This is a genomic window from Conyzicola lurida, assembly GCF_014204935.1.
Lineage (GTDB): Bacteria > Actinomycetota > Actinomycetes > Actinomycetales > Microbacteriaceae > Conyzicola > Conyzicola lurida.
In genome coordinates this window covers 249,830-275,009 of record NZ_JACHMJ010000001.1, presented here as the reverse complement: position 1 = coordinate 275,009, position 25,180 = coordinate 249,830, and the positions used below count along the sequence as shown (strand labels likewise).

26 protein-coding genes and 1 riboswitch are annotated in these 25,180 nt (G+C 69.6%); of the genes, 14 read left to right on the top strand and 12 right to left on the bottom strand.

The genetic code is table 11. The features are described from left to right. Positions 1–14 precede the first annotated feature (14 nt). Positions 15–1,214, top strand: a complete 1,200-nt coding sequence (locus HD599_RS01415; protein ID WP_184232966.1) for an MFS transporter — start codon at positions 15–17, stop codon at positions 1,212–1,214. Positions 1,215–1,252: 38 nt separating this feature from the next. Here HD599_RS01415 and HD599_RS01410 read toward each other — a convergent pair whose 3' ends face one another. Beyond that, positions 1,253–1,978: an HpcH/HpaI aldolase family protein gene (locus tag HD599_RS01410; RefSeq protein ID WP_184232964.1), complete on the bottom strand. Its 726-nt coding sequence runs from the start codon at positions 1,976–1,978 to the stop codon at positions 1,253–1,255. A gap of 98 nt (positions 1,979–2,076) precedes the next feature. Between HD599_RS01410 and HD599_RS01405 the strand changes: the two genes are divergently transcribed. Next, a complete protein-coding gene (locus HD599_RS01405) occupies positions 2,077–2,634 on the top strand; it encodes an Lrp/AsnC family transcriptional regulator (protein ID WP_184232962.1) in 558 nt (185 codons plus the stop codon). Here the strand turns inward: HD599_RS01405 and HD599_RS01400 are convergent. Continuing rightward, the gene (locus HD599_RS01400; protein ID WP_184232960.1) at positions 2,631–3,554 is read right to left on the bottom strand and encodes an amidohydrolase family protein; all 924 of its coding nucleotides are present in this window, start codon (positions 3,552–3,554) and stop codon (positions 2,631–2,633) included. The two genes, HD599_RS01405 and HD599_RS01400, sit on opposite strands and share 4 nt — an antisense overlap. Positions 3,555–3,710: 156 nt before the next feature. Between HD599_RS01400 and HD599_RS01395 the strand changes: the two genes are divergently transcribed. From HD599_RS01395 to HD599_RS01365, 7 genes are all read left to right on the top strand, one after another. Continuing rightward, entirely contained in the window at positions 3,711–4,637 is a 927-nt protein-coding gene (locus HD599_RS01395; RefSeq protein ID WP_184232958.1) for a transporter substrate-binding domain-containing protein, read from the top strand. A 43-nt stretch (positions 4,638–4,680) separates the two neighbouring features. Continuing rightward, the gene (locus HD599_RS01390) at positions 4,681–5,625 is read left to right on the top strand and encodes an amino acid ABC transporter permease (protein ID WP_184232956.1); all 945 of its coding nucleotides are present in this window, start codon (positions 4,681–4,683) and stop codon (positions 5,623–5,625) included. After that, complete coding sequence (locus HD599_RS01385; protein ID WP_343061821.1) at positions 5,622–6,398, top strand: amino acid ABC transporter ATP-binding protein; 777 nt, start codon at positions 5,622–5,624, stop codon at positions 6,396–6,398. The genes HD599_RS01390 and HD599_RS01385 overlap by 4 nt, the downstream gene beginning before the upstream one ends. Beyond that, the gene (locus HD599_RS01380; protein ID WP_184232954.1) at positions 6,395–7,099 is read left to right on the top strand and encodes an RraA family protein; all 705 of its coding nucleotides are present in this window, start codon (positions 6,395–6,397) and stop codon (positions 7,097–7,099) included. Before HD599_RS01385 ends, HD599_RS01380 begins: the two co-directional genes overlap by 4 nt. Before the next feature lie 3 nt (positions 7,100–7,102). Beyond that, positions 7,103–7,834: an HpcH/HpaI aldolase family protein gene (locus HD599_RS01375; protein WP_184232952.1), complete on the top strand. Its 732-nt coding sequence runs from the start codon at positions 7,103–7,105 to the stop codon at positions 7,832–7,834. Beyond that, the gene (locus HD599_RS01370; protein WP_343061820.1) at positions 7,831–9,138 is read left to right on the top strand and encodes a M20/M25/M40 family metallo-hydrolase; all 1,308 of its coding nucleotides are present in this window, start codon (positions 7,831–7,833) and stop codon (positions 9,136–9,138) included. The genes HD599_RS01375 and HD599_RS01370 overlap by 4 nt, the downstream gene beginning before the upstream one ends. A gap of 204 nt (positions 9,139–9,342) precedes the next feature. Further along, positions 9,343–10,713 carry a hypothetical protein gene (locus HD599_RS01365; RefSeq protein ID WP_184232950.1) on the top strand — a complete coding sequence of 457 codons (1,371 nt, stop codon included), beginning with the start codon at positions 9,343–9,345 and terminating at the stop codon, positions 10,711–10,713. Positions 10,714–10,722: 9 nt separating this feature from the next. Here the strand turns inward: HD599_RS01365 and HD599_RS01360 are convergent, their stop codons facing one another. Genes HD599_RS01360 through HD599_RS01345 form a run of 4 tightly spaced genes read right to left on the bottom strand, consistent with a single transcriptional unit; the run spans position 10,723 to position 13,935 of the window. Further along, entirely contained in the window at positions 10,723–11,118 is a 396-nt protein-coding gene (locus HD599_RS01360) for a hypothetical protein (RefSeq protein WP_221420574.1), read from the bottom strand. Positions 11,119–11,123: 5 nt separating this feature from the next. After that, the gene (locus tag HD599_RS01355) at positions 11,124–12,182 is read right to left on the bottom strand and encodes a VIT1/CCC1 transporter family protein (RefSeq protein ID WP_184232946.1); all 1,059 of its coding nucleotides are present in this window, start codon (positions 12,180–12,182) and stop codon (positions 11,124–11,126) included. A 4-nt stretch (positions 12,183–12,186) separates the two neighbouring features. Further along, positions 12,187–13,110 (bottom strand): aldose 1-epimerase family protein, encoded by a 924-nt coding sequence (locus HD599_RS01350; RefSeq protein WP_184232944.1) that lies wholly within the window; start codon positions 13,108–13,110, stop codon positions 12,187–12,189. Positions 13,111–13,119: 9 nt separating this feature from the next. After that, on the bottom strand, positions 13,120–13,935 hold the full coding sequence (locus HD599_RS01345) for a DeoR/GlpR family DNA-binding transcription regulator (RefSeq protein ID WP_184232942.1): 816 nt from the start codon (positions 13,933–13,935) through the stop codon (positions 13,120–13,122). Between the two features lie 62 nt (positions 13,936–13,997). On the opposite strand from HD599_RS01345, the gene galT reads away from it, so the two are divergent. Continuing rightward, entirely contained in the window at positions 13,998–15,098 is a 1,101-nt protein-coding gene (gene galT, locus HD599_RS01340; RefSeq protein WP_184232939.1) for a galactose-1-phosphate uridylyltransferase, read from the top strand. Continuing rightward, the gene (gene galK / locus HD599_RS01335) at positions 15,095–16,255 is read left to right on the top strand and encodes a galactokinase (RefSeq protein ID WP_184232937.1); all 1,161 of its coding nucleotides are present in this window, start codon (positions 15,095–15,097) and stop codon (positions 16,253–16,255) included. The genes galT and galK overlap by 4 nt, the downstream gene beginning before the upstream one ends. 133 nt (positions 16,256–16,388) lie before the next feature. Here galK and HD599_RS18140 read toward each other — a convergent pair whose 3' ends face one another. From HD599_RS18140 to HD599_RS01315, 5 genes are all read right to left on the bottom strand, one after another. Beyond that, positions 16,389–16,511 carry a hypothetical protein gene (locus tag HD599_RS18140; RefSeq protein WP_281381779.1) on the bottom strand — a complete coding sequence of 41 codons (123 nt, stop codon included), beginning with the start codon at positions 16,509–16,511 and terminating at the stop codon, positions 16,389–16,391. Between the two features lie 34 nt (positions 16,512–16,545). Further along, complete coding sequence (locus tag HD599_RS01330; RefSeq protein ID WP_184232935.1) at positions 16,546–17,034, bottom strand: YbaK/EbsC family protein; 489 nt, start codon at positions 17,032–17,034, stop codon at positions 16,546–16,548. After that, a complete protein-coding gene (locus HD599_RS01325) occupies positions 17,027–17,902 on the bottom strand; it encodes a bifunctional methylenetetrahydrofolate dehydrogenase/methenyltetrahydrofolate cyclohydrolase (protein WP_184232933.1) in 876 nt (291 codons plus the stop codon). The genes HD599_RS01330 and HD599_RS01325 overlap by 8 nt, the downstream gene beginning before the upstream one ends. A gap of 91 nt (positions 17,903–17,993) precedes the next feature. Continuing rightward, positions 17,994–19,280, bottom strand: a complete 1,287-nt coding sequence (gene glyA / locus HD599_RS01320; RefSeq protein WP_184232931.1) for a serine hydroxymethyltransferase — start codon at positions 19,278–19,280, stop codon at positions 17,994–17,996. 44 nt (positions 19,281–19,324) lie between these two features. Then, positions 19,325–19,405, bottom strand: a riboswitch (ZMP/ZTP riboswitch). A 5-nt stretch (positions 19,406–19,410) separates the two neighbouring features. After that, entirely contained in the window at positions 19,411–19,983 is a 573-nt protein-coding gene (locus tag HD599_RS01315; protein WP_246376062.1) for a TetR/AcrR family transcriptional regulator, read from the bottom strand. Between the two features lie 58 nt (positions 19,984–20,041). On the opposite strand from HD599_RS01315, the gene HD599_RS01310 reads away from it, so the two are divergent. Beyond that, positions 20,042–21,511 carry an MFS transporter gene (locus tag HD599_RS01310; RefSeq protein ID WP_184232927.1) on the top strand — a complete coding sequence of 490 codons (1,470 nt, stop codon included), beginning with the start codon at positions 20,042–20,044 and terminating at the stop codon, positions 21,509–21,511. A 305-nt stretch (positions 21,512–21,816) separates the two neighbouring features. Here HD599_RS01310 and HD599_RS01305 read toward each other — a convergent pair whose 3' ends face one another. Continuing rightward, positions 21,817–23,040, bottom strand: coding sequence for an MFS transporter (locus tag HD599_RS01305; protein ID WP_184232925.1), 1,224 nt, complete (start codon positions 23,038–23,040; stop codon positions 21,817–21,819). A gap of 94 nt (positions 23,041–23,134) precedes the next feature. On the opposite strand from HD599_RS01305, the gene purU reads away from it, so the two are divergent. Both purU and nagA read left to right on the top strand, forming a co-directional pair. After that, entirely contained in the window at positions 23,135–23,992 is an 858-nt protein-coding gene (purU, locus tag HD599_RS01300) for a formyltetrahydrofolate deformylase (RefSeq protein ID WP_184232923.1), read from the top strand. 33 nt (positions 23,993–24,025) lie between these two features. Beyond that, the gene (nagA, locus tag HD599_RS01295) at positions 24,026–25,168 is read left to right on the top strand and encodes an N-acetylglucosamine-6-phosphate deacetylase (RefSeq protein WP_184232921.1); all 1,143 of its coding nucleotides are present in this window, start codon (positions 24,026–24,028) and stop codon (positions 25,166–25,168) included. The last annotated feature ends 12 nt before the right edge of the window (positions 25,169–25,180 follow it).

The following is a 25,180-nucleotide window of genomic DNA, read 5'->3' as shown; positions in this document are numbered from 1 at the left end:
CTATAGTTAAGTTTATGACCGATTCCAATACCGTAGACGCGCCCGAATCTCGCTTCTGGGCACTCGCGCAGGCCGGAATCGTCGCCGTCGCCTTCTCGTTGCTTCTCGCCGGCACCAACGCGGTCAACCCTCTGCTGCCGGTGTATCGCGAGGTTCTGCGTCTCGAGCCCTTCGTGCTGTCGCTGACTTTCGTGTTCTACGTGACGGTGCTCGTGATCGCGCTCGTCGTGCTCGCTCGGCCGAGCCTCACCCGGCACGCGACGGGCCTGCTGCTCGCGGCGCTCGCGGTCGCGCTCGGCGCCGACGCGCTGCTCTCGCTCTCGACCGAGTGGTCGGTGCTCGTGGGGCGCATGGTCGCCGGTGTCGCGGGCGGCCTCGCGACCGGGGCCGCGGCCGCGCTCGTCGTCGCCGCGATCGGCGCCCGCGGGCGCGCGCTCTCGGCCACGGGCAACCTCGTCGGAGCGGTCGTCGGCACGGCGGCATCCCAGATCGTCATCGAACTCCGCGGCAGCGCCGCGACGCACGAGGTGTTCCTCTGGCACGGCATCGCGGTGCTGGTCGTGCTCGTCGCGGCGTCCATCGTGTTGCGCGTGCGCCGTGCCCCCAACCGCCTCGCCCTCGCGACCGTCGCCGGCGTGCCCGAGAAGCTGCGACTGCGGCTCTCCGACGCGCGCTACCTCGCGACCGGGTGCGTGGCCTGGGCGGGAGTGAGCGTCGCGATCGTGCTCGGCGCCACGGTGTTCGCCGAGCTCGACTCCCCGCTGGTACGGGCCGTCGGACCGGCCCTGATGCTCGGCTCGAGCGCGGCCGGCCAGCTGGCGAGCCCGCACCTGGCCAGGGTCGTGCCGTGGATGTCGGGAGTGGTGCTCCTCTCGGTGGGAGCGCTCGGCATCGCGGCCGGCGCCGTCGTCGACTCCCCGCCGCTCTCTCTCGCCGGGTTCGCCGCCCTTGGCATCGGCATCGGCATCTCGTACCGCGCCGGCCTCGTCGCACTCTCGCGTGGTGCGAGCCCGGCGCGACAGGGCGCTCTCTCCTCCGCGTACGGGGCGATCACCTACGCCGTCGCCGCGGCGGTCGTGCTCACCGTGGGTGCGGTCGGCAACGTCACGGGCGTCGTGCCCGCGGCGATCGGCGCGCTCGTGGTCACGGCGGTGTTCGGCCTCGTGCTGCTGCCGTTCGCGCCCCGGCTGCGCGACACGGTCGACCGCGTCTGACCGGCCGCCCACGGCGCCGAGCACCCGGCCGACGGCGACTAGTAGAGCGTGCGTGGCGCGCCCCATCCCGGCAGGACGAACGCGGTACCGGCGTCGATGATGCCGAGGTCGGTCGTCACGGCGAGGTGGCCGAAGCCGAACTTCGCCAGGCGCTTGGCGTTGGCCGGCGACCCGGCGAAGGCACCGCAGGCCACACCCGCCTTCCGGCAGGCCGCGACGATCGTGGCGAGCGGCCCGCGGTCGTCGGCGAGCAGCTCGGCGAGGGTCATACCGAGGGCGAGCGAGAGGTCGTACGGTCCGATGAAGACGGCGTCGAGTCCCTCGACAGCGAGGATCTCGTCGAGCTGGTCGAGGGCCGTGCGCGTCTCGATCATCGGCCACAGGCGCGGCTTCGCGGACGCGGCATCCGGGGTCGGCGCTCCCCAGAGCGGGGTCAGCGGACCCCAGCTGCGGCCGCCTACCGGCGGGTAGTTCGCCGCGGCGACGATGGCGCGCGCCTCGTCGGCGGTCTGCACGAGCGGCACGACCACGATCGAGGCACCCACGTCGAGCGCGCGGCCGATCGCGGCGGGATCCGCCGACGGCACGCGCACCGCGAGCTCGCAGGCGCCGTGGTCGTGCGCACGGGCGAGTCCGACCAGACGGTCCGGGCCGATCGCACCGTGTTGCTGGTCCAGCAGGATCCAGTCGAATCCGGCACCGGCGATGCGGGCGGTGAGGCCGGGTTCGCCGAGCATCATCCATGCGCCTCGGGACTCTGTCAACTTGGATACGGTAGTCATCACTGCCTCCCGGCTATCGATTTATAATGAGTTTGCGCCCGACGAGGGGCATTTTTTAAGGTGAAGAAGGAGACCATCCGATGGCCGCAGTTCCGCCGATCAGCGATTCCCCGCTCAAGACGCTCGCCCAGCGCATTCTGCCGAGCGGTCCGAGCGTCGAGCTCGACGCGATCGACACGAAACTGCTGGTCGAATTGTCGCGCGACGCGCGAATCCCGCAGTCGAAGCTGGCGGACATTCTCGGAATGTCGTCGCCCGCCGTGGCCGACCGAATCGCGCGCCTCAAGCAGCGCGGCGTCATCCGCGGCTTCAGCGTCGACATCGACTGGGAGCGCCTCGGCAACTCGACGGTCGCCTACCTGTCCATCGTCGCGGCGATCGGCCACGACCAGAGCGTCGTTATTTCGCACCTGCTCGAGATCCGTGGCGTGGAGGAGATCAGCGTCGTCACCGGCAGCAACGACATGGTGGTGAAGATCCGCGCCCACGGTTTCGACGACCTCCGTCAGATCCTCGCGAACGAGGTGTGGAACATCGCCGGCGTGCAGCAGACCGTGACCTCGATCGCCCTCGTGCACGCCGAACCCGAGAACGTCACGGAGCGCATGCTGAGGGCGATTTCCAAGCACGACGTCTAGACCGCCATCCGATACAGGCGGGCGGCCGTGTCGTGGAACATCGCGGCCTGCTCGTCGCGTGAGTTGCCCTCGAGCACGGCGCGGTAGGCGTCCATGTAGGTCGCGTAGCTCCAGCCGACGAGGGTGCCCACCGGGAAGTCGCTGCCGACCATCACGCGGTCGGCCCCGAACGAGCCGACGAGGTGGTCGGCGAAGGGGCGCATCGCGTCGACAGATTTTTCGGTCGGGTAGGCCGCGGCGGCCGAGAGCTTGACGAGCACGTTCGACTGCGCCGACATGAGTGTGACCCCGTCGCGCCAGAGCTCGAGCCCGGCGTCATCCTGCTCGATGGGACTGCCGATGTGGTTGACGACGATGGGCAGCGTCGGAAAGTCGGCCGCGAGTTCGGCCACGTTCTGTGCCTGGTGCGGGTACATCAGCAGCTCGAGGTGCAGGTCGAGGTCGAGCAGGGTGGTGATCGCCTCGCGCCACTCCGGCCGACGGGTGATGTCCGCCTCGGCGGCCATGCGGCGCTCGGGATTGGGCGTCCAGGCGATGACCTGGCGGATGCCGCGCACGCGGTCGAAAGCGGCCTGCGCCTCGAGCTCGGCACGCGTTCCGGCGACGCCGAACGTGGCGGCGGCGACGTAGCGCGAGGCGAGGTCGGGTGAGCCGAGCGATTCGAGCCAGCGGGTCTCGTTCACCGGATCTGCCGCGGTCTCCCAGAGCGCTTCGATGTGCACCGAGGCGACGACTCCCGTGCCGGCGATGTCGCGGCGGTAGTCGTCGAGAACGTAGTTCTTGCCCTTGAGAGCGTCGAGGCGGCCCTTCGGTCCGAAGTTGCCCGCGGGTCGCAGCCAGGGGTAGTGGTCGTTCTCCGTCAGGTTCCACAGGTGGGTGTGGGCATCGATTATCGGGCCGTCATACCAAGTGCCGCTCATTGCGCGATTCCTTCCGAACTAAGGGTTTGCCCATTGTAGATCTAAGAAGGTGAGGTTATCCAGGCAAATTTGTCACACGAACGAAACAAATATGCCCTAGGTTGTGCATACCACCAGCACCGAATCACATTCGCAATTTATGAGAAGGAGGGCCGCATGGCCACTCGCATCCAGTCCCGCGTGGCAGTCGCCACCGCCACCGCTGCCGCACTGTTCATGCTCGCGGGCTGCGCGGCAGGTGCCGACACCGACACCAGCAGCAGCGCAGAACCGACCGAGGGCGGCATGCCGCTGCCCGAGTTCAGCCAGGAATTGCACGACTCCCTCCCGGCGGAGATTCAGGAGTCCGGCGTGCTGCGTCTCGCCACGATCACCCTGCCGCCCTACTCGCAGAAGGGCGAAGACGGCGTCACCTACGAGGGCATCAACTTCGACACCGTCGCCGCGATGGAGGCCGCTCTCGGCATCGAGATCGACCTCGAGGTCGCCCCCACCAGCGCCGACATCTACACCGGCTTCGAGAGCGACAAGTACGACGCCGGCATCTCGCCCCTGTCCGACATCCCCGCCACGCAGGCCAACTACGACTTCGCCGTCTGGATCGCCGAGTACGTGGTGTTCCTCCAGCAGAAGACCGCCGACGACAAGATCGAGGGACTCGACGACACCTGCGGCCACACCATCGCCACGCTGCAGGGCGGAACAGCACAGAAGGTGCTCGAAGCCCAGCAGGCCGAGTGCGACACCCCCATCGACATCTCGCTGTTCGCCGACCAGGACACCGCGATCCTCGCGGTGAAGTCCGGCCGCGCGGACGCCGCGTTCTCGTCGCAGATCCCGCTCACGTACTACGTGTCGCAGGACGACACCCTCGAGATCTCCGGTGCCAATTCAACCGATAACGGCTTCCCGCCGTTCTGGGTCGGCGCCTTCGCACCCAAGGAAGCCCCGATCGTCCCCGTCCTCCTCGACACGTTCAACGCGCTCAAGGACGCCGGCACCTACGACTTCCTGCTCGAGAAGTACGGCATCGAAGAGAACGCCATGGATGAGTTCGGCTTCAACCTGGCCGAAGACGAGTAACGAACCACCGCAGTAACCGATAGCGGGGAAGAAAGAGGTAGTGATGAGCGAGCTAACACCGGTCGACGTGTCGACCGCCCGGCGCCGGCGCCGTCCGGGCCAATGGATCGCGACGATCGTCGTCGGAGCCCTGGCCGCGGCCGTGCTCTGGACGTTCGTGACCAACCCGACGGTGGAGTGGCCCGTCATCACGAAGTACCTCTTCTTCCCCGCCATCCTGCAGGGCCTCTGGACCACGATCTATCTGACGATCGGCGCCATGGCGATCGGCATCGTGCTCGGTATCCTCCTGGCCGCGGCCCGTCTATCGCCGAACAAGCTCGTCAAGGCCGTCGCGGACTTCTTCGTCTGGTTCTTCCGCGGCACCCCGACGCTCGTGCAGCTCATCTTCTGGTACAACATCGCGATCTTCATCCCCCGCGTCGAACTCGGCCTGCCCGGCGCCGACCCGTTCTTCAGCGCGTCGACGAACGACCTCATCAACCCCGTGCTCGCCGCCCTCCTCGGCCTCGGCCTGAACGAAGCGGCGTACATGTGCGAGGTCGTGCGTGGCGGACTGCTCTCCGTGCCCAACGGCCAGAAGGAAGCCGCCCAGTCGCTCGGCCTCTCGTCGCGTAAGAGCTTCCTGCAGATCACCCTGCCGCAGGCCATGCGCGCCATCGTTCCCCCCACCGGCAACCAGATCATCATCATGTTGAAGGGCACATCGCTCGTCTCGGTGATGGCGGTCGCCGACCTGTTCTACTCCGCCCAGGGCATCTACGTCACGACGGGCAAGGTCATTCCGCTGCTCATCGTCGCCAGCATCTGGTACCTGTTCATGACGAGCGTCCTGTACTTCCTGCAGTCGCGTCTCGAGAAGCGCTTCGGCCGCGGTTTCAACCGCCGCGTCGTCGGCCGCGTCAAGTCCAAGCCGCCGCGTCCCGTCGACCCCGCGACACCGACCGCCGCCAAGGTTCCCGCTTCCGTGGAAGGAGACAACCAGTGAACGCCCTCCCCCTGCTTCGCGCCCACGAGGTGAGCAAGTCCTTCGGGCACTCGCTCGTGCTCGACAACGTCTCCCTCGACGTCGCCCGCGGCGAAGTCGTCGTACTCATCGGCCCGTCCGGCGCCGGCAAGTCGACCTTCCTGCGCACACTCAACCAGCTCGAGACCATCGACAGCGGCTCGATCTACCTCGACGGCGAACTGCTCGGCTACGACGAGACCAACGGCAAGCTGCACCACCTCAACGAGACGCAGATCACCGCCCAGCGCCGCCGCCTCGGCATGGTGTTCCAGCAGTTCAACCTGTTCCCGCACATGACCGCGCTGCAGAACATCGCGCACGCCCCCACCCACGTGCGCGGCATCAAGCCTGCCGAGGCGAAGAAGCAGGCGCTCGCCCTCCTCGACCGCGTCGGTCTCGCGGACCGCGCGCACCACTACCCCTCCGAGCTCTCGGGCGGACAGCAGCAGCGCGTCGCCATCGCCCGCTCGCTCGCGATGGCGCCCGACATCCTGCTCTTCGACGAGCCCACCTCGGCGCTCGACCCCGAGCTCGTCGACGATGTGCTGCAGGTCATGCGCTCGCTGTCGCAGCAGGGCCAGACGATGATCGTCGTCACGCACGAGATGGGCTTTGCCCGGGATGTCGCAGACCGCGTCGTGTTCATGACAGAGGGCGCGATCCGCGAGGTCGGTACGCCGGAATACATCTTCAAGCAGAGCACCAACGAGCGCCTGCGCTCGTTCCTCGGCAGCGTGGGGATCGCGGTATGAGCGTCTCCCCCGACGTGCGGATCGTCACCGATATCCCCGAGGTCTCGCGGGAGCTGATCGAGACCCTCGCGGGACTCGACCTCCCCACGTTCGGCCACATCCTCGAAGAGGGTTTCGCCCGCGGCATCCACAACATTGTCGGCGGTGAGAAACTCACCGTGGGCCGCGTCATCACGGTCAAGCTGGTCGCGACCGACTCGCGCATGGTGCACTACCTGACCAAGCTCGTGCGGCCGGGCGACTTCGTCGTCATCGACAACGGCCACAACACCACGCACGCGGCCCTCGGCGGCGGCGTCTCGTTCTCGCTCTCCGCCTTCGGAGCGGTCGGAGCCGCGGTCAGCGGTACCGTCACGGACGTCGTCGAGCTGCGTCAGTCGGGCATGGCGGTCTACGCCACAGGGCTCGCCCCGCTCACCACGCGCTTCTCGGCCGGTCCGATCCAGGGGGCCATCAACGTGCCCGTCTCGGTCGGCGGCGTCACTGTGCGCCCCGGCATGATCGCTATGGCCGACGAGAACGGTGTGCTCTTCGCCGAGCCCGCCGTGCTCGAAGCCCTCGTCGACCGCGTGCGCGGCATGATGGCCTGGGAACCGCCCGTTATGGCCAAGGTGCGCGCAGGAATCTCACTCGCAGAACAGATCCTCCCGCCGGAGGACCTCGCAGAACTCGACGCTCTCGCGAGCGCAGGAAAGGCCTGACCCATGAGCCCCAAATTCGCCGCCTGGTTCTCGACGCCCAACGTCGCCGGAGTCGAGATCGTCGCCCGTGCCGGCTACGACACGGTCATCTTCGACGTCGAGCACGGCAACTTCGACCTCGCCGACCTCAACCGCATCATCCCGTTCTCGTCGCTCCTCGGCCTCACCGTGCTGGTCAAGGTCGGCGCGCCCGAACGCTCCCCCATCCAGCAGGCGCTCGACTTCGGCGCCGACGGCATCATCATCCCGCACATCCTCGACGTCGCCCAGGCCGCCGAGGTCTGCGGCCTCGCGAAACTGCCGCCGCTCGGCGACCGCAGCCTGGCCGGCGGCCGCACCATGGACTACATCGGCTTCGACGCCGACTGGTCCGACGTCCAGAACACGAAGACCCTGTGCCTGCCGATGATCGAAGACCCGGCGGCGCTCGACGACATCGAGGCGATCCTCGCGCTCGACACCGTCGACGGCGTCTTCGTCGGCCCGGGCGACCTGTTCGCCCGCCGCGGCGGTGGCGGCTACCAGGTCGGCGAGTTCGAGGAACAGACCCTGCGCAGCATCGGCCGTGCCGCGGCCGCCGCGGGCAAGCCGTGGATGATGCCGGCCTGGAGCGAGGTCGAGCAGCGCATCGCGATCGAGGAGGGCGCCCACACGATCGGTCTCCGCCAGGAGTTCGCCGCCCTGCGCCTCGCCTTCAGCGGCGCCCTCGACGACGCGAAGAAGCTGCTGCCGTGACCCAGCCGCGCGACGAGGACCTCGCACCCGTCGTGCGGATGGCGCGCGACCTCATCCGCATCGACACGTCCAACTACGGCGGCGGGCGCGCCGAGCCCGAGTCGGCCGCGGCCGACTACGTCGAGACGATCCTCGCCTCGTACGGCATCGGCAGTACCCGCTACGAGCGGGCGCCCGGGCGCACCAACCTCGTCGCGCGCTGGACCGGCACCGACCCCTCCCTGCCCGCGCTCATGCTGCACGGCCACCTCGACGTGGTCCCGGCCGACGCCTCCGCCTGGACCCACGGCCCGTTCGACGGCGACATCACCGACGGCATGCTCTGGGGCCGCGGCGCCGTCGACATGAAGAACTTCGTGGCGATGATGCTGGCCGCGGTCGGCCGGCTGCACACCGAGGGCTTCCGTCCGCAGCGCGACATCGTGCTGGTCTTCTTCGCCGACGAGGAGGACGGCACCGAGTACGGCTCCGACTGGATGGTCGACGCGCACCCCGAGGTCTTCGCGGGCGTGGTCAACGCGGTCGGCGAGGGTGGCGGCTACAGCGTCACGGTCGACGGCAAGCGCGCCTACCTGATGAACACGGGCGAGAAGGGCGTGCTCTGGCTCGACCTCGTCGCCCGCGGGCAGGCCGGACACGGCTCGCTGCCCGCCGTCGACAATCCCACGCTGACCCTCGCCGCGGCGATCACCCGCATCGGCGACATCCAGTGGCCCCTCATTCTGAGCAACACGACCACGATCCTGCTCGAGCGCCTGCGCGAGCTCGCCGGCGTCGGGCCTGACGCGACCCCCGAGGAGCTCGCGAGCCTCGTCGGACCGAGCGCGCCGCGCATCCGCGCGGGACTCCGGGACGTCTCGAACGTCACGATCATCTCGGCGGGCAGCAAGGCGAATGTGGTGCCGGATGTCGCGACCGCGACGGTCGACGTCCGGTACATCCCCGGGCGGCGTGACGAGGTGCTCGCGGCGGTCCGCGACGCTGCGGGCGACCGCGTCGAGGTCACCGAGCAGATCCACCTGCCGGCCTTCGAGTCGTCGGTCACCAGCCCGCTGATCGACGAGCTGCAGGCCGTCATCTCCGAGGTCGACCCCGGCGCCGTCATCCTGCCGCACCTGATCCCCGGCGGCACCGACGCGAAAGCCCTGCTGCGCATCGGCATCACCGGGTACGGCTTCATCCCGCTGAGACTGCCGGAGGACTTCAAGTTCCCCGCCATGTTCCACGGAGTCGACGAGCGCGTGCCGCTCGAGGCGCTCGAGTTCGGCGAGGACGTCGTCGCGCGGTTGCTGCGGCGCAGCTAGCCGCATTTCCTCGCACGCTCGACAGGACCGATCGCGCCCGTCGCCCGTTCGACAGGACGATCGGGCGGCTAGACCGGCGAGCGTCCTGTTGGGCGAGCGGTGGTCGGCTGGCATCGAGGCCACCGCACGCCCCTGTCGGGCGCGACCGCCCACCCGTTCCGTGTGAGATCCCGCGATCGCGCGCGGCCCTACGCTGATGCCGTTATGGCCCGCCTCACCACCGCCCAGCTGCAGGAACTCGTCGACGCGCTGCGTGCCGAGAACGATTCGCTGCGCGACGAGAACGTGTTCCTGCGCGAGACGAAGGCCCGGCCGACGGCCACGAAGAAACGAGGCGCGTGGGGACGCACCCTCGCCTCCGTCGTGCTGATCGTGGTCGGCTCGCTGCTCGCCCCGGTGGCCGTCGCGGCGAACTGGGCACAGACGCAGCTGCTGCAGACCGAGGTGTTCGTCTCGACTTTCGCGCCTCTCGCCCGCGACCGTGCGGTGCAGGCGTTCGTCACCGACGAGGTCGTCGCCGTGATCGACAGCCAGGTCGACATCGAGCAGATCACCGGCGACGTGTTCGACGGCATCGTCGACCTCGGGCTGGGGCCGGTCGCGACCACGACCCTGCGCTCGCTCGAGGGCACCGTCGTGCAGGGCATCCGCTCGCTGATCCGCAACACGGTGTCGACCCTCGTCGCCTCGGACGCGTTCGGGGACATCTTCGAGGAGGCCCTGCGCACGAGTCACCGCGAGATCGTCGCCGCCATCCACGGCGACGATACCGGAGCGGTCTCGCTCGGCCCCGGGGGCGAAGTGGGCATCCGTCTCGCTCCCGTGCTCGACCGGGTCGAGACGCTGCTCGTCGACCAGGGGCTGACCTTCGCCGCGAACCTGCCCGAGCTGGACCGCACGATCGTCATCGCGAAGTCCGACTCCGTCACCCGGGCGCAGCTCGGTTATGACGCCGTCGTCGCCATCGGGCTGTGGCTGCCCTGGCTCGTGCTCGTCGTCCTCGCCGCGGGCGTTCTGGCCGCCCGCCGCCGCTCCCTCGCGCTGGTCTGGGCGGGCGGCGCCCTCGCCCTCGCGCTGGTCGTCTGCCTCGCCGCGATCGCGGTGGGCCGCGTGTTCTTCGTCGGCGCCGTCTCCCCCGCCTATATGCCGTCGGATGTCGCGGTCGAGATCTACCAGCAGCTGACGACACTGATCCGCACTAGCACCATCGCGGCCCTCGTGCTGGCCGTCACCGTCGCTCTCGTGGCCTGGCTGGCGGGGCCGTTCCGGGTGCCGAGCGCCGGCCGGGCGTTCGCGGTCAGCGGTGCCGCCATCGTCCGCACCGCCGCCGAGAAGCGCGGCATCACCACCGGGCGCTTCGGCTTCTGGCTCTACCGGGCTCGCACACCGGTGCGCGCGGCGATCGCGGTGGTCGGCGCCGCCGTCATTCTGCTGGCGCGCCCGCTCAGCCCGGGCCTCACCCTGTGGACCGCGGTGCTGGCCGCGCTGGCCGTCGGACTGGTCGAGCTGCTGCAGCGGCCGCCGGCCGAGGAGGTCGCGCTCGACGAGCTGCTCGTCGACGAAACGGCGGTCTAGCGCGGTGCGTCAGCCGGCAACCGCGTCGAGCAACGCGAGCAGGGCCCGGGCGTAGGCGTCGGCCGCGTCATCCGCCTCGAATTCTTTCGACTCGCCGTCGATGACGGCCGTCACCGTGAAGGCGGTCTCGTGCCGCAGAGTGCGAAAAGCCGGGCCGAGGATGTCGCGCAGTTGGTCTTCTCGCGGGAACCACAGGGCGTCGTCGAGGGCGACCGAGTCGAGCGCCCACTCGGTCGTGCCGTTGAAGCCGAGCACGGTGCCGCTCGAGAACTCGTGCGCCTCCACCGTCATGTCGCTGAGCGTGTAGACCTCGTCGTCGGCCTCGATGCGGTCGATGCGGAAGTTGTCGCCGCGGCGCGGGTGCCAGACCAGTCCGGAGTCGCGCAGGGCGCGGGCGAGCTGCATCGAGATCACGAGGCGCTCACCCCGAACAGCAGGCCGAGCAGGTAGGTCGCGCCGGCCGCGCCGAAGCCGATCGCCAGCTGGCGGAGCGCGCGCTTGAGCGGCGGGCCGCCCGAGAGCAGACCCGTGACGGCGCCGGTGCCGAGCAGCGCGAGCCCGACCAGCGTCGACGAGACGACGACCGCGGCGACGCCCTGCAGCCCGAACAGGTAGGGCAGCACGGGGATGATCGCGCCCGAGGCGAAGAACAGGAAGCTCGAGACGGCGGCTCCGAGGCTGGAGCCGATCTCCTCGTGGTCGTCGACCGTGTCGCCGACGGAGTGGTCGACGCTCAGGTCGCGCATCACCTCGGCGGCGTGGGCGGTCGCCTCCTCCTCGGTCATACCGCGGGCGCGGTAGACGAGCGACAGTTCGTTGGCGTCGACGTCGAGGAACGGCAGGGCGGTGCGCGTCTCGGGGTTCGGGTTGGAGGCGGCGAGCAGCTCACGCTGCGACCGGATCGACACGAACTCCCCCGCGCCCATCGACAGCGCGCCGGCGAGCAGGCCGGCGAGACCCGTCGCGAGGATGATCGGCGTGGATACCCCGGTCGCCCCGATGCCGAGCACGAGGGCGAGGTTGCTGACGAGCCCATCGTTCGCGCCGAACACCGCGGCACGGAACGTGCCCGACAGCCGGTTGCGGCCGCGGGTGGCGAGACCGCGCACGACCTCCTCGTGAATGCGCTCGTCGGCCGCCATGGTCGCCGTCGCGTCGGCGTCGTCCTCGTACGGCGAGCGCGCCTCGGCGCGCTGGGCGAGGGCGAGCACGAACACCGAACCGAAGCGCCGGGCGAGCCAGCCGAGAAGACGGGTCCGGATGTCGCCCCGCAACGGTTTGCCCACGTCGTCGCCGAGCAGCTCGAGCCAGTGTGTCTCGTGCCTGGCCTCCGCGTCGGCGAGCGCGAGCAGGATCTCCCGCTCCTCCCCCGTGCGGCGGCCGGCGAGGTCGCGGTAGACCGCCGCCTCGGCGCGCTCGTCGGCCAGGTACTTGCGCCAGCGCCGGATCGTGGCGGGAGATGTCGTCATCGGGTTACGCGGAGTACCGGATGCCCCAGCGCACGACCCAGTGCTCGCCGGGTTCGAGCCACTTGAGGCCCGCGCCGGTGTTGAGCGCGTTCGGTGCCGCGGTCATCGGCTCGATCGCGACGGCCAGGCCGAGCCCGCCGTCCTTGGGGAACTTGCGGGTGGTGAAGACCTGCACGAACGGGTGGCTCTCGTCCTGCCAGAGTTCGACGCGGCGGCCGTCGGGCGCGGTGAGCGAGTGAACGCTCTCGCCGTCGACCGGGACGACTCCGCCGAACGCGTCGTCGAGCCAGAGGTCGCCGACGCGCTGGCCGTCACGCAGGTCGTACTTCGTGCCCTCGACCGGGTTCTCGGCGACGGGGATGAGCCGGTCGTCGGTCTCGAACCGCGTCGACGCGTTGAGGCGCAGAACGAGGTCCTCGGTCGGCACGTCGCCGATGCGGAAGAACGGGTGGGTGCCGACGCCGACCGGCGCGGCGGCCGTCGACGCGTTGCGCAGGCCGTGGGTCACGGTGAGGCCGCCCTCGACGAGCTGGTAGGTCACGGTCGTGTCGACCATGAACGGGTAGCCGTGCTGCGGGTAGACGGTCGCGGCGAGGGTGACGGCGGTCTCGGACTGGTCGGTGACGCGGTAGGCGGTCGAGCGCAGCAGGCCGTGGATGGCGTTGTGCCGGGCCGGCTCGGTGATGTCGAGGTGCTGGCGCTTGCCGTCGAGCAGCCAGATACCGTCTTCGACGCGGTTGGGCCACGGTGCCAGCACGATGCCGTCGCCGAACGGCGGGGTCTTCTCGGCCGGGTACGGCTCTGTGAGGTCCACGCCGTCGATCTGCAAGGTGCGCAGCGATGCCGCGACCTCCGTGATGATCGCCGTGGACGACCCGGCGGCGGTGCTACGGGTCAGGACGAATTGTTCTCCGGTGGGGGCGCGCATGCGATCAGCCTAGCGAGCTACAGGGCTATCGACGTCCGCGTCGATCACGTGCAGCCCGGCGCCCTCGAGCCGCTCGACGACGGCCGCCTCGGGGCCGCCCGCCGTGACCAGCGACTCGAAGTCGGAGAGCGGGCCCACGTTGCCGAGCCGGCGGCTGCCGAGCTTCGACGCGTCGGCGACGAGCACCCGCCGCGCGGCCGACTGCATCATGCGCCGCTTCACCTCGGCCTCGGGCAGGTTGACGTTGGTGACGCCGACCTCGGGGTCCACGCCGTTGCAGCCGATGAACGCGATGTCGCCGTGCAGGCTCTCCAGGAACGCCGAGGCGAACGGGTTGACCAGCGAGTGCTGCTGGGGACGCAGCGTGCCGCCCGTCACGACGACCGTCAGCCGCGGGATGCCCGGCTCCAGCGCGAGCGCGATCGACAGCCCGTTCGTCACGACCAGCACGTCGTGCAGGTCGGTGCGCCGGGCGAGGGCGTGGGCCACGGCGAGCGCGGTCGTGCCCACGTCGAGTAATACGCTCTGCCCCGACAGGACCATGGATGCCGCACGCCGCCCGATCGCGAGCTTGGCCGCCGCCGCATGGGCGAGGGACGATTCGAACGACGACTCGCTCGCCCCCTCGGCGCCGCGCGGCATCGCCCCGCCGTGGACCCGCACGATGCTGCCCGCGAGCTCGAGCGCGGTGAGGTCGGAGCGGATCGTGACGGCGCTCACCCCGAGCTCGATGCTCGCGTCGGCCACGCGCAGGAAGCCGCGGTCGACGACCTCCTGGAGGAGTCGCTCGCGTCGGACGATCGTGGGCGCCGCGTCATCCGCCATCGTCGTTTGCTCCTTGCGATTACTTGCGAAATAAAAAGGTCAACTTTCGTTATCGTAATAGCATGACAGATTCGGCGATCGTGAAACGCCCCACGATTCTCGCGGACGGCCGCGAGCTCATCTACTTCGACGACGCGGACACCACGCTCGGGCCGGAGCGCTCGGCCGACGCCCGCCCGCTCGACCCGCGTCCGGCGACCGCGACGATGCGGCAGGACGTGCTCACCGGCGAGTGGATCTCCATCGCCTCCGCCCGGCAGAACCGCGCGTTCCTGCCACCCGCCGACCAGGACCCGCTCGCCCCCACGACGCCGGACAACCCCTCGGAGGTGCCGAGCAACTACGACGTCGCCGTGTTCGAGAACCGTTCGCCGTCGTTCGGCCCGCAGCTCGGCACCGAGTTCTCCCTCGACGAGCTCGACCGGATCGGGCTCGGCCGCACCCTGCCGTCGATCGGCCGCTGCGAGGTCGTCTGCTTCAGCCCCGAGCACGAGGGGTCGTTCGGCAGCCAGACCGAGTCGCGCGCCCGCACCGTGATCGAGGCGTGGGCCGACCGCACCGCCGCGCTCTCGGCGATGCCCGGCATCCAGCAGGTGTTCCCGTTCGAGAACCGCGGCGAGGCCATCGGCGTCACGCTGCTGCACCCGCACGGTCAGATCTACTCGTACCCGTATGTCACGCCGCGCACCAAGCGGCTGATCGAGTCGATCGAGAAGTTCGGCCCCGACCTGTTCGAGTCGGTGCTCGAGAGCGAGCGCGCCTCCGAGCGCGTCGTCATCAGCGGCAAGCACTGGACCGCCTACGTGCCGTTCGCGGCCCGCTGGCCCATCGAGGTGCACATGCTGCCGCACCGTCACATCCCCGACTTCGCGGCGACCAACGGCGAGGAGCGCGACGAGCTCGCGGGCCTGTACCTGAAGCTCCTGCGCGGTATCGACAAGCTCTACGACACCCCGACGCCGTACATCGCGGCGTGGCACCAGGCGCCGGTCACCGTCGCACGTGACGACATCCGTCTAATGTTGCAGGTCACCTCGCCGCGTCGCGCCGAGAACAAACTGAAGTACCTCGCCGGGTCCGAGGCCGCCATGGGCGCCTGGATCGGCGACGTGACACCCGAAGCAACAGCAGCATTCATTCGAGAAGGAATCGCACGAGTATGAGCGACATCAGAGACGACGTAAAAGCCGACTTCACCGAGCTGTTCGGCTACGAACCGCACGGCATCTGGTCCGCCCCCGGCCGCGTGAACCTCATCGGCGAGCACACGGACTACAACGAGGGCTTCGTGCTGCCGTTCGCGATCAACAAGCGCACCGTGCTCGCGCTCGGCCTGCGCGAAGACGGCGTGCTGCGCATCGCCAGCTCGTTCGCCGACGAGGTCGCCGAGATCGCCATCGCCGACCTCGCGCCCTCCGCGCTGAGCGGCTGGAGCGCCTACCCGTTCGGCGTCGCCTGGGCGATCGGCGAGTTCGGCGGCGACCTCGCGGGCGTGCCCGGCGTCGACATCTACATCGACTCGGTGGTGCCCGTGGGTGCCGGCCTCTCGTCGAGCGCCGCGATCGAGAGCGCGGTCGCGCTCGCGCTCAACGACGTCTGGCAGCTCGGCTTCGACCGCCCGACCCTCGCCAAGATCGGACAGCTCGCCGAGAACAAGGCCGTCGGCGCCCCCACCGGCATCATGGACCAGTCGGCGTCGCTGCTGGGCAAGCAGGATTCCGCGGTGTTCCTCGATTGCCGCTCGCTCGAAGCGCAGGTCGTCGACCTCGGCTTCGCCGCGGCCGGGCTCGAGCTGCTGATCATCGACACCGGCGTGAGCCACTCGCACTCGACCGGCGGCTACGCCTCGCGCCGCGCCTCGTGCGAGGAGGGCGCCCGCGTGATGGGCGTTCCCGCGCTGCGCGACCTCTCGGTCGACGACCTGCCCCGCGCGCAGGAACTGCTGGACGACGAGACGTTCCGCCGCGTGCGCCACGTCGTCACCGAGGACCAGCGCGTGCTCGACACCGTGCGCGCCCTGCGCGAAGAGGGACCGACGGCGATCGGCGACCTGATGGACGCCTCGCACCGCTCGATGCGCGACGACTTCGAGATCTCGGTACCCGAGCTCGACCTCGCCGTCGAGACCGCGATCGCCAACGGGGCCGTCGGAGCCCGCATGACCGGCGGCGGCTTCGGCGGCGCCGCGATCGCGCTCATCGCGTCCGAGTCGGTGTCGCGCCTTCAGGTCGCCCTCGACGGCGCCTTCGCCGAGCACGGCTTCGGCCAGCCGGTCACCTTCACGGTCAGCGCGGCAGACGGTGCGGTGCGCGAGAGCTGACCCGCCCCAGCGGGTTGAGCTCGTCGAAACCCTCGCGCTCGCCGCTTCGACAGGACGAGACACGCGTTCCGCACGCTCGACAGGGCCGATCGGCCGGCGTCGGCCGCGGCATCCTGTCGACCGGGGCTCGCGACTAGGTGAGGTCGACCCCGAAGAGGTTCACGTCGAAGAACGCGACGGCGATGAAGCCGGCGGCCAGGACGAGAGCGAGCGCGGCGGCGATGCCGAGGATGATCTTGCCGGAGGAGAAAGTCATGGGTGAAGCCTACCGGGGAGGGATTTCGACGGGCTCAATCCGCCGGAGAGGCGGCAGGCGCGACCGGCGTCACCGTGCCGCCCGTGATGCGCACCAGCTCGTCGAAGGACAGCGGGAACACCGTGTGCGCGTGCCCCGCCGCGGCCCAGATCTCGGGGAATTCCGCGAGCGCCTCATCGACGAACGTGCGCAGCGGCGCCGGGTGTCCGACGGGCGCGATGCCGCCGATGACCTGCCCGGTCGCCGTCTTCACCGTCGTGGCGTCAGCGCGCGAAAACTCGCCGCCGACCCGCTCGCCGAGCCACGCGGTGTCCACGCGGTGGGCGCCCGACGTCATAATGAGCGCGGGCTCCCCGTCGAGCAGAAAGACCAGCGAGTTCGCGATCGCCCCGACCGAGATACCGAGGGCGGATGCCGCTTCGACGGCGGTCTTCGCGGCCCCGTCGAGCCACACGACCTGCGTCTCGACGCCGGCCTCGACCAGCGCCGCCTCGACGCGCACGACGGCGGGATGCTCAGGCACGCTCCGCAGCCTCCACGACGTTGACCAGCAGCATGGCGCGCGTCATCGGTCCGACCCCGCCGGGAACGGGTGACAGGAACCCGGCGACCTCGGCCACTCCGGGGTCCACGTCGCCGACGAGCCGCGCCTTGCCGGTCTCCTCGTTGACGACGCGGGTGATCCCGACGTCGAGCACGGCAGCGCCGGGCTTGACCCATTCGGGCTTCACGAGTCCCGCGACGCCGACCGCGGCGACGATGATGTCGGCCTGGCGCACGTAGCCCTCCAGGTCGACCGACCGCGAGTGGGTGAGCGTCACCGTGGCGTCGACGCCCTTGCGCGTGAGCAGCAGGCCGAGCGGGCGGCCGACCGTGAGGCCGCGGCCGATCACGACGACGTGCTTGCCCGGGATGCTGACGCCGTAGCGGCCGAGCATCTCGACGATGCCGGCGGGGGTGCAGGGCAGGGGCGAGTCGAGCTCGCCGCTCACGCCGAGCACGAGGCGACCGAGGTTGGTGGGGTGCAGGCCGTCGGCGTCCTTGTCGGGGTCCATCAGCTCGAGCATCGCGTTCTCGTCGAGACCGGCGGGCAGCGGCAGCTGGATGATGTAGCCGGTGACGGCGGGGTTCTCGTTGAGCCCGATGATCGCGGCGCGCACCTCCTCGGCTGTCGCCGTCTCGGGCAGGTCGACGCGGATCGACTCGATGCCGACCTCGGCGCAGTCGCGGTGCTTGCCGGCGACGTAGGAGAGCGAGCCCGGGTCGCTGCCGACGAGCAGGGTGCCGAGGCCGGGGGTGATCCCCTTCGCCTTGAGCGCGGAGATGCGCTCCTTGAGTTCGTTCTTGACGGCGGATGCCGTGGCGACGCCGTCGAGGATTGTTGCGGTCATGGGTATGTCCTAAGTCGTCGGAAACGGTCGAGACGCTTCGACAGGCTCAGCTACCGTGCGGTCCCTGAGCCTGTCGAAGGGGAGGAAAGGGTTACGCCCAGCTGCCGGGCGAGGTGAGGCCCTCGTACAGCGGGAATCCGTCGGTGAGCTTGAGCACTCGCGCGCGGAGAGCCGCGACATCCGGAGTCGGCTTGAGAGCCGTCGCGATGATGTCGGCGACCTCGGTGAACTCCGCGTCGCCGAAGCCACGCGTCGCGAGCGCGGGTGTACCGATGCGCACGCCCGAGGGGGTCATCGGCGGGCGGGGGTCGAACGGAACGGCGTTGCGGTTCACCGTGATTCCGACCGAGTGCAGGATGTCCTCGGCGTCCTGGCCGTGGATGGCCGAGTTGCGCAGGTCGACGAGCACGAGGTGCACGTCGGTGCCGCCGGTCAGCACGTCGATGCCGGCCGCCTTCGCGTCGGGGGCCGTGAGGCGCTCGGCGAGGATCTGCGCGCCGCGGACGGTGCGCTCCTGACGGTCCTTGAACTCCGGCTCGCCGGCGAGCTTGAACGCGGTCGCCTTGGCGGCGATCACGTGCATGAGCGGGCCGCCCTGCTGGCCGGGGAAGACGTTGGAGTTGATCTTCTTCTGGATGTCGAGGTCGTTGTTCAGGATGAAGCCCGAACGGGGCCCGCCGATGGTCTTGTGCACGGTCGACGAGGTGACGTCGGCGAACGGCACGGGGTTCGGGTGCAGGCCGGCCGCGACGAGTCCGGCGAAGTGGGCCATGTCGACCCAGAGCTTGGCGCCGACCTCGTCGGCGATGGCGCGGAACGCCTCGAAGTCGAGCTGGCGCGGGTAGGCGCTCCACCCGGCGATGAGCACCTGGGGACGAGTCTCGAGGGCCTTCTCGCGCACGACGTCCATGTCGACGAGGAAGGAGTCGGGGTCGACGCCGTAGGCGTGCGCCTCGTAGAGCTTGCCCGAGAAGTTGAGCTTCATGCCGTGCGTGAGGTGTCCACCGTGCGCGAGCTCGAGGCCGAGGATGCGGTCGCCGGGGCTGGCGATCGCGGCAAGCACGGCCGCGTTGGCGGAGGCGCCGGAGTGAGGCTGCACGTTGGCGTACGCGGCGCCGAAGAGGCTCTTCGCACGCGAGATGGCGAGGCTCTCCGCGACATCCACGAATTCGCAGCCGCCGTAGTAACGGCGTCCGGGGTAGCCCTCGGCGTACTTGTTGGTGAGCACGGAGCCCTGGGCCTCGAGCACGGCGCGGGGAACGAAGTTCTCGCTCGCGATCATCTCGAGAGTGCCGCGCTGGCGGCCGAGCTCCTGTTCGAGCACGAGGGCGATCTCGGGATCGACCTCGGAGAGCGGGGAGTTGAAGGAAGAGGACACTGGCGGGACTCCTTGCGGTGACGAACGGACAGAACTAACGGTATCCGTTCGGCCCAGGCGTACGGCCAAATCGATGAGTCTTCGCTCCCTGATGGTTACCCATCTCAACGCCAGTTGCGACTCGAAAAGTCTAGCGGACGGCGGCGTCGGGCACAGCGATGAGTTTCGCCGCTCCGCGCACGACCGCGGCCCGTTTGCTGGCGAGGTCGGCCGAATCCGTGTCCGCGAGAGGGAAATAGACCTCGGATGTCGCGAGGGCGAAGAGCAGGCCGAAGAGCTCTCGCGGCGACCATTCCGGGTCGACCAGACCGAGCGCCTGCGCTTCGGCGATGACCCGCGCGTCCCGCTCGACGACGGCCGCGGGCACCTCGGGCAGCAGGTCGAGGTCGCCGCTGAGCTTCGCCCACTGCATCATGCGGAAGTGCTCCGGGTTCTCCTGGGCGAAGTCGAAGATGCCGCCGACGAAGCCGACGAGATCGCGCGGCGACATCGGCATCGAGTCGGTGATGTCCTGCATGTGGTCGGTGAGCACAGCGACGAAGAGCGAACGCTTGTCGCCGAAGTAGGCGTAGAGGCGCTCTTTGCTGGCGCTGGCCGCGGCCGCGATGCGGTCGACCCGGGCCCCGGCGAGGCCGTGTTCGGCGAATTCGTGGGCTGCGGCATCCAGAATTCTGGCCCGTGTCGCTTCTCCGTCACTTCTCATGAGTATGATCATACCTAACCCAACCAACTAGTTCGTACGACAGGATCCCGCTCTCTTAATGTCTTCTCCTTTGCCCGAAACACCCGCGACCCCCGCACCCACCCATCGCTGGTGGCTGCTCGCCGTCCTCGCGCTCGCCCAGCTCATGGTGATCCTCGACGGAACCATCGTGAACATCGCTCTGCCCGACGCCCAGATCGAACTCGGCATGACCGACGGCGACCGCACCTGGGTCGTCACCATCTACGCCCTCGCATTCGGCTCTCTGCTGCTGCTCGGCGGCCGCGTCGCCGACTACTGGGGCCGTAAGCGCTCCTTCATCGTCGGCATGATCGGCTTCGCCATCGCCTCCGCGATCGGCGGCCTCGCCGTCAACACCGAGATGTTGCTCGCCGCGCGAGCGCTGCAGGGCGTCTTCGCCGCACTGCTCGCCCCGGCCGCACTCGCGATCCTCACCATCACGTTCCCCGGCGGCAAGGAGCGCATCAAGGCGTTCGCCGTCTTCGGCGCGATCGGCGGCGGTGGCGCCGCCGTCGGCCTGCTGCTCGGCGGCGCCCTCGCCGAGTTCGCCAGTTGGGAGTGGTGCCTGCTCGTGAACGTGCCGATCGCGATCGTCGCGATCATCGGCGCACTCGTGTTCATGACCGAGAGCCGTGCACACGGCAACACCAAGTACGACATCCCGGGAACGGTCCTCGTGGTCGCCGGTCTCGCCTCGCTCGTGTTCGGGTTCTCCCGCGCCGAAGAGGGCTGGGGCCGTCTCGACACGATCGGCCTGCTGGCGCTCGGCGTCGTGCTGCTCGCCGCGTTCGTCCTCGTCGAGTCGCGCGTCTCCAACCCGCTGCTGCCCCTGCGCGTCATCGTGAACAAGGTGCGCGGTGGCGCCTTCCTCGTCTCGGCCCTCACCGGCTCGGCCCTGCTCGGCGGCCTGCTCTTCCTGATCTTCTACTTCCAGATCGTGCTGGGCTACTCGCCGCTGCTCTCCGGACTCGCCTCGCTGCCGATGACCGCGGTCATCATGGTCACGGTCGGCATCCTGTCGAACGTGCTGCCCAAGATCGGCGTGCGCCTGCCGATGACGGTCGGCCCGATCCTCGCGGCCGCCGGTCTCTTCTACCTGTCGTTCATCACGGTCGAGGGCAACTACCTGCTCGAGGTGCTGCCCGGCCTCGTCGTGCTCGGCATCGGTCTCGGCGCGATCTTCGTGCCGCTGCAGAACGTCGCACTGGCCGGGGTCGAAGACCACGACGCCGGCGTCGCGAGCGCCGCGGTCACCGCCACCCAGCAGATCGGCGGATCGATCGGCACCGCGCTGTTCACCGCGCTCTACACCTCGGCGATCTCGAGCTACCTCGCCGACAACGCCTCGTCGCCCACCGCGCAGTTCGGCGCGCTGGTCAGCGGCTACTCGGCGGCGTTCGTCTGCGCCGCGGCCCTGATGCTGCTCGCCGCACCGATCGCGTTCTTCCTGATCCGGCCGTCGAAGGACGACCTGCTCAAGGGCGGCACCGCGGTGCACATGGGCTAGTCGCCCACCAGAAGTGTCACAGATGGCCCCACCCGGCATCGGGGTGGGGCCATTTGTGACACTTCTGCGGCGCTGACTAACCGGCCGCGCGCGCCAGCGGGTCCGGGCGGCAGCTCGCCGCGGCATCCCGGACTCCGCCGCTCGCCCGTGTTCGCAACTCAGGCAGAATGTAGTTCACGGATGCCGGTAGCCCGGGATTCCGGGCCCGCAACCGCCGCGCGGGGCCCGACCGGCCGATCCAGCCTGAGTTGCGAACCGTGACCGCGGTGCGCATCCGGCCCGACCCGGCCCGGCCCGCTACCGGGCTATTTGACCGCCCGCGGCCGCCGCGCCCGCGCCGTCAGCCACGCGTTGGTCAGCAGCATGAACAGGACGCCGAAGCCGATCAGTGCCGCGTCCCAGAACGGCAGCACGATCAGGCCGGCGCCGTCGAGCAGCAGGCCGCCGACGAAGGCGCCGAAGCCGATCGCGAAGTTGAACGCCGTCGTGTAGAGCGCGGAGGCGAGGTCGCGCAGACGCACCGACGCCGTGTGCAGCATGCGCGCCTGCAGCATCGCGGGCACCCCGCCGAACGGCACGCCCCACAGCACGAACGCCACGATGACGACGACCTGCGAGCCCGAGAACAAGCCGACGGCCAGAACGGATGCCGCGACGATGGCGGTCGCGACGACCAGACCTCCGCGCGGGAAGCGGTCGCTGACCAGGCCGGCGAGGACGAGTCCGACGGCACCCGCGCCACCGAAGAGGAACAGCAGGATCGGGATCGAGTCGGCGTCGAAGCCGCCCACCTCCGTCAGCCACGGGGTGATGTACGTATAGAAGAGGTAGTGGCCGGTCATCACGATGATGATGATCACGAGCAGGATGACGACGGCGGGGAGGCTGCGGTCCTTGCGGGCGGGCAGCGCGATCTCGCCGGTGGCCAGCGACACGTGGTGGTTGACCGCCGGCAGGAAGCGCAGCACCAGGGCGGCGAGCACGAGCACCACGATGCCGATCGTCGCGAACGCGAGACGCCAGCCGAGAGCGTGGCCGAGGGCGGTGCCGAGCGGCACACCGAGCACGAAGGCCGCGGTGCCGCCGCCGCTCGTGATCGCCACGGCGCGGCCGATCTGGTGCTTGGGCACGAGGTGGGCGGCGTAGGCACCGACGACCGCCCAGAAGAGGCCGTGCGCGAGACCGCCGATGATGCGCGCGCCGATGAGGATCTCGTAGGTCGGGGCGAGGGCCGCGAGCACGTTACCGGTCGCGACGACGAGGAGAACGGCGACCACGAGGTACTTGCGCGAGTAGCGGCGCGTCAGGGCGGCGAGCGGGGTGGTCGTGAGCACCACGGTTCCCGCGAAGATCGTGACCAGGAGGCCGATCCGAGACTCCGAGACGTCGAGCTCGCGGGCCATGTCCGGCAGCAGTCCGGTCGGCAGGAACTCGCTCGTGACCGAGACGAAGATCGCCCCGGCGAGCACGAGGAGGCCCACCCAGGGGAACGGCTGGGTGGTGGTCGGTGCGGTGTCGCGCGAAGTCAACGGGGAGGTCCGTTCGGAGTTTTCTGTGGAGCGTGCGCCGTCCGGCGGGCTGCCGTGTACAAGCTGGGCAACTTTTCCAGAATACTCTGGAGCGGTGACTGACACTTCGACGCACTGGATCCTGACCCTCGTCTGCGAAGACCGACCCGGCATCGTGCACGCCATCAGCGGGGCAATCGTCGAAGCGCAGGGCAACATCACCGAGTCGCAGCAGTTCTCCAGCGACGACACCGGCACGTTCTTCATGCGCCTGCAGGTCGAGTCCGCGGCATCGCGGGAACAGTTCGAAACCGCGCTCGCCCCCGTGACCGACCGCTACGCCATGACCTGGCAGCTCGACGTTGTGGGCCGCCCGCTGCGTACCCTCGTGCTCGTCTCGAAGGCCGGGCACTGCCTCAACGACCTGCTCTACCGCGAGCGCGCCGGCCAGCTCGCGATCGACATGCCGCTGGTGATGAGCAACCACCCCGACCTCGCCGACATCGCCGAGTTCTACGGGGTGCCGTTCGAGCACCGCGCCGTGACCGACCCCGAGTCGAAGAAGGCTTTCGAGCAGCGCGTGCTCGAGGTCGTCGAGGAGCACGACATCGAACTCGTCGTGCTCGCCCGCTACATGCAGATCCTCTCCCCCGAGCTGTGCGCGGCACTGGGCGGTAAGGCCATCAACATCCACCACTCGTTCCTTCCCGGATTCAAGGGCGCGAACCCGTACAAGCAGGCACACGCCCGCGGCGTGAAACTCATCGGCGCTACCGCGCACTTCGTGACGAGCGACCTCGACGAGGGACCGATCGTCGAGCAGAACGTGGTGCGGGTCGACCACTCGCGCACCCCGGCCGAGCTCGTCTCGATCGGTCAGGACGAGGAGAGCCGCACCCTCACCCAGGCGGTGAAGTGGTTCTCCGAGCACCGCGTGCTTCTCGACCGCGCCCGCACGATCATTTTCAGGTAGTTCTGACGGCGACTCACTCCCTAAGCTGAGCGCATGAGCACGCTCTTCGAACACGCCCGCAAGCTGGACGCGCACGGCCAGGTCGACGACTTCTGGATGCTCGTCGAGGGCGACACGATCCTGTCGACCGGCAGCGGACAGCTGCCGGAACTCCCCCGCGACGCCCAGCGCGTCGACGTCGGCGGGCACTGGCTCGTCCCCGGGTTCATCGACCTGCACGGGCACGGCGGCGGCGGGCACTCGTACGACACCGGCCCGATCGAGATCGCGGCGGCCCTCGCCACCCACCGCGCGCACGGCACCACCCGCTCGGTGATCAGCCTCGTCGCAAACCCGCTCGCCAGCCTGCGCACGAGCCTCACCGAGATCGCGGACATCGCCGACGCCGATCCGCTCGTGCTCGGATCGCACCTCGAGGGGCCGTTCCTCGCCCCGGGCCGTCGCGGCGCGCACAACGGCGAGTTCCTGCGCGACCCCGCGCCGTACGAGATCGAGGAACTCATCGGCGCCGCCCGCGGCACGCTACGGCAGATCACCCTCGCCCCCGAACTGCCGAACGCGCTCGAGTCGATCGACGTGCTCGTCGAGTCCGGGGTCGCCGTGGCCATCGGCCACACCGAGGCCGATTTCGACCTCGCGAAGCGCGCGTTCGACCGCGGAGCCCGCATCCTGACCCACGCCTTCAACGCCATGCCCGGCATCCACCACCGCGCCCCCGGCCCCGTCGTCGCCGCGTTCGAAGACAAGCGCGTGACGATCGAACTCATCCTCGACGGCGAACACGTGCATCCGGATGTCGCGGCGATGGTCTTCGCATCGGCGCCGCGTCGCGTGGCGCTGGTCACCGACGCGATGGCCGCCGCGGGGTCGCACGACGGCGACTACACGCTCGGCTCGCTCACCGTCACGGTGCACGAGGGGATCGCGCGGTTGCGCGGCACCCCCACGATCGCCGGCTCGACCCTCACGCAGGACGCGGCCCTACGCAACGCGATCACCCGGTCGCGCGTCGAGCCCCGCGCCGCGGTGGAAGCGCTCACCCACACCCCCGCCAAGGCCATCGCGTACGAGCACCGGCTCGGACTGCTCTCCCCCGGCTTCGCCGCCGACGCCGTGCTGCTCGACCACGCCTGGCAGGTCACCGGAGTCTGGGCGGACGGCACGAAGGTCGTCTAGGCACTAAAGCGG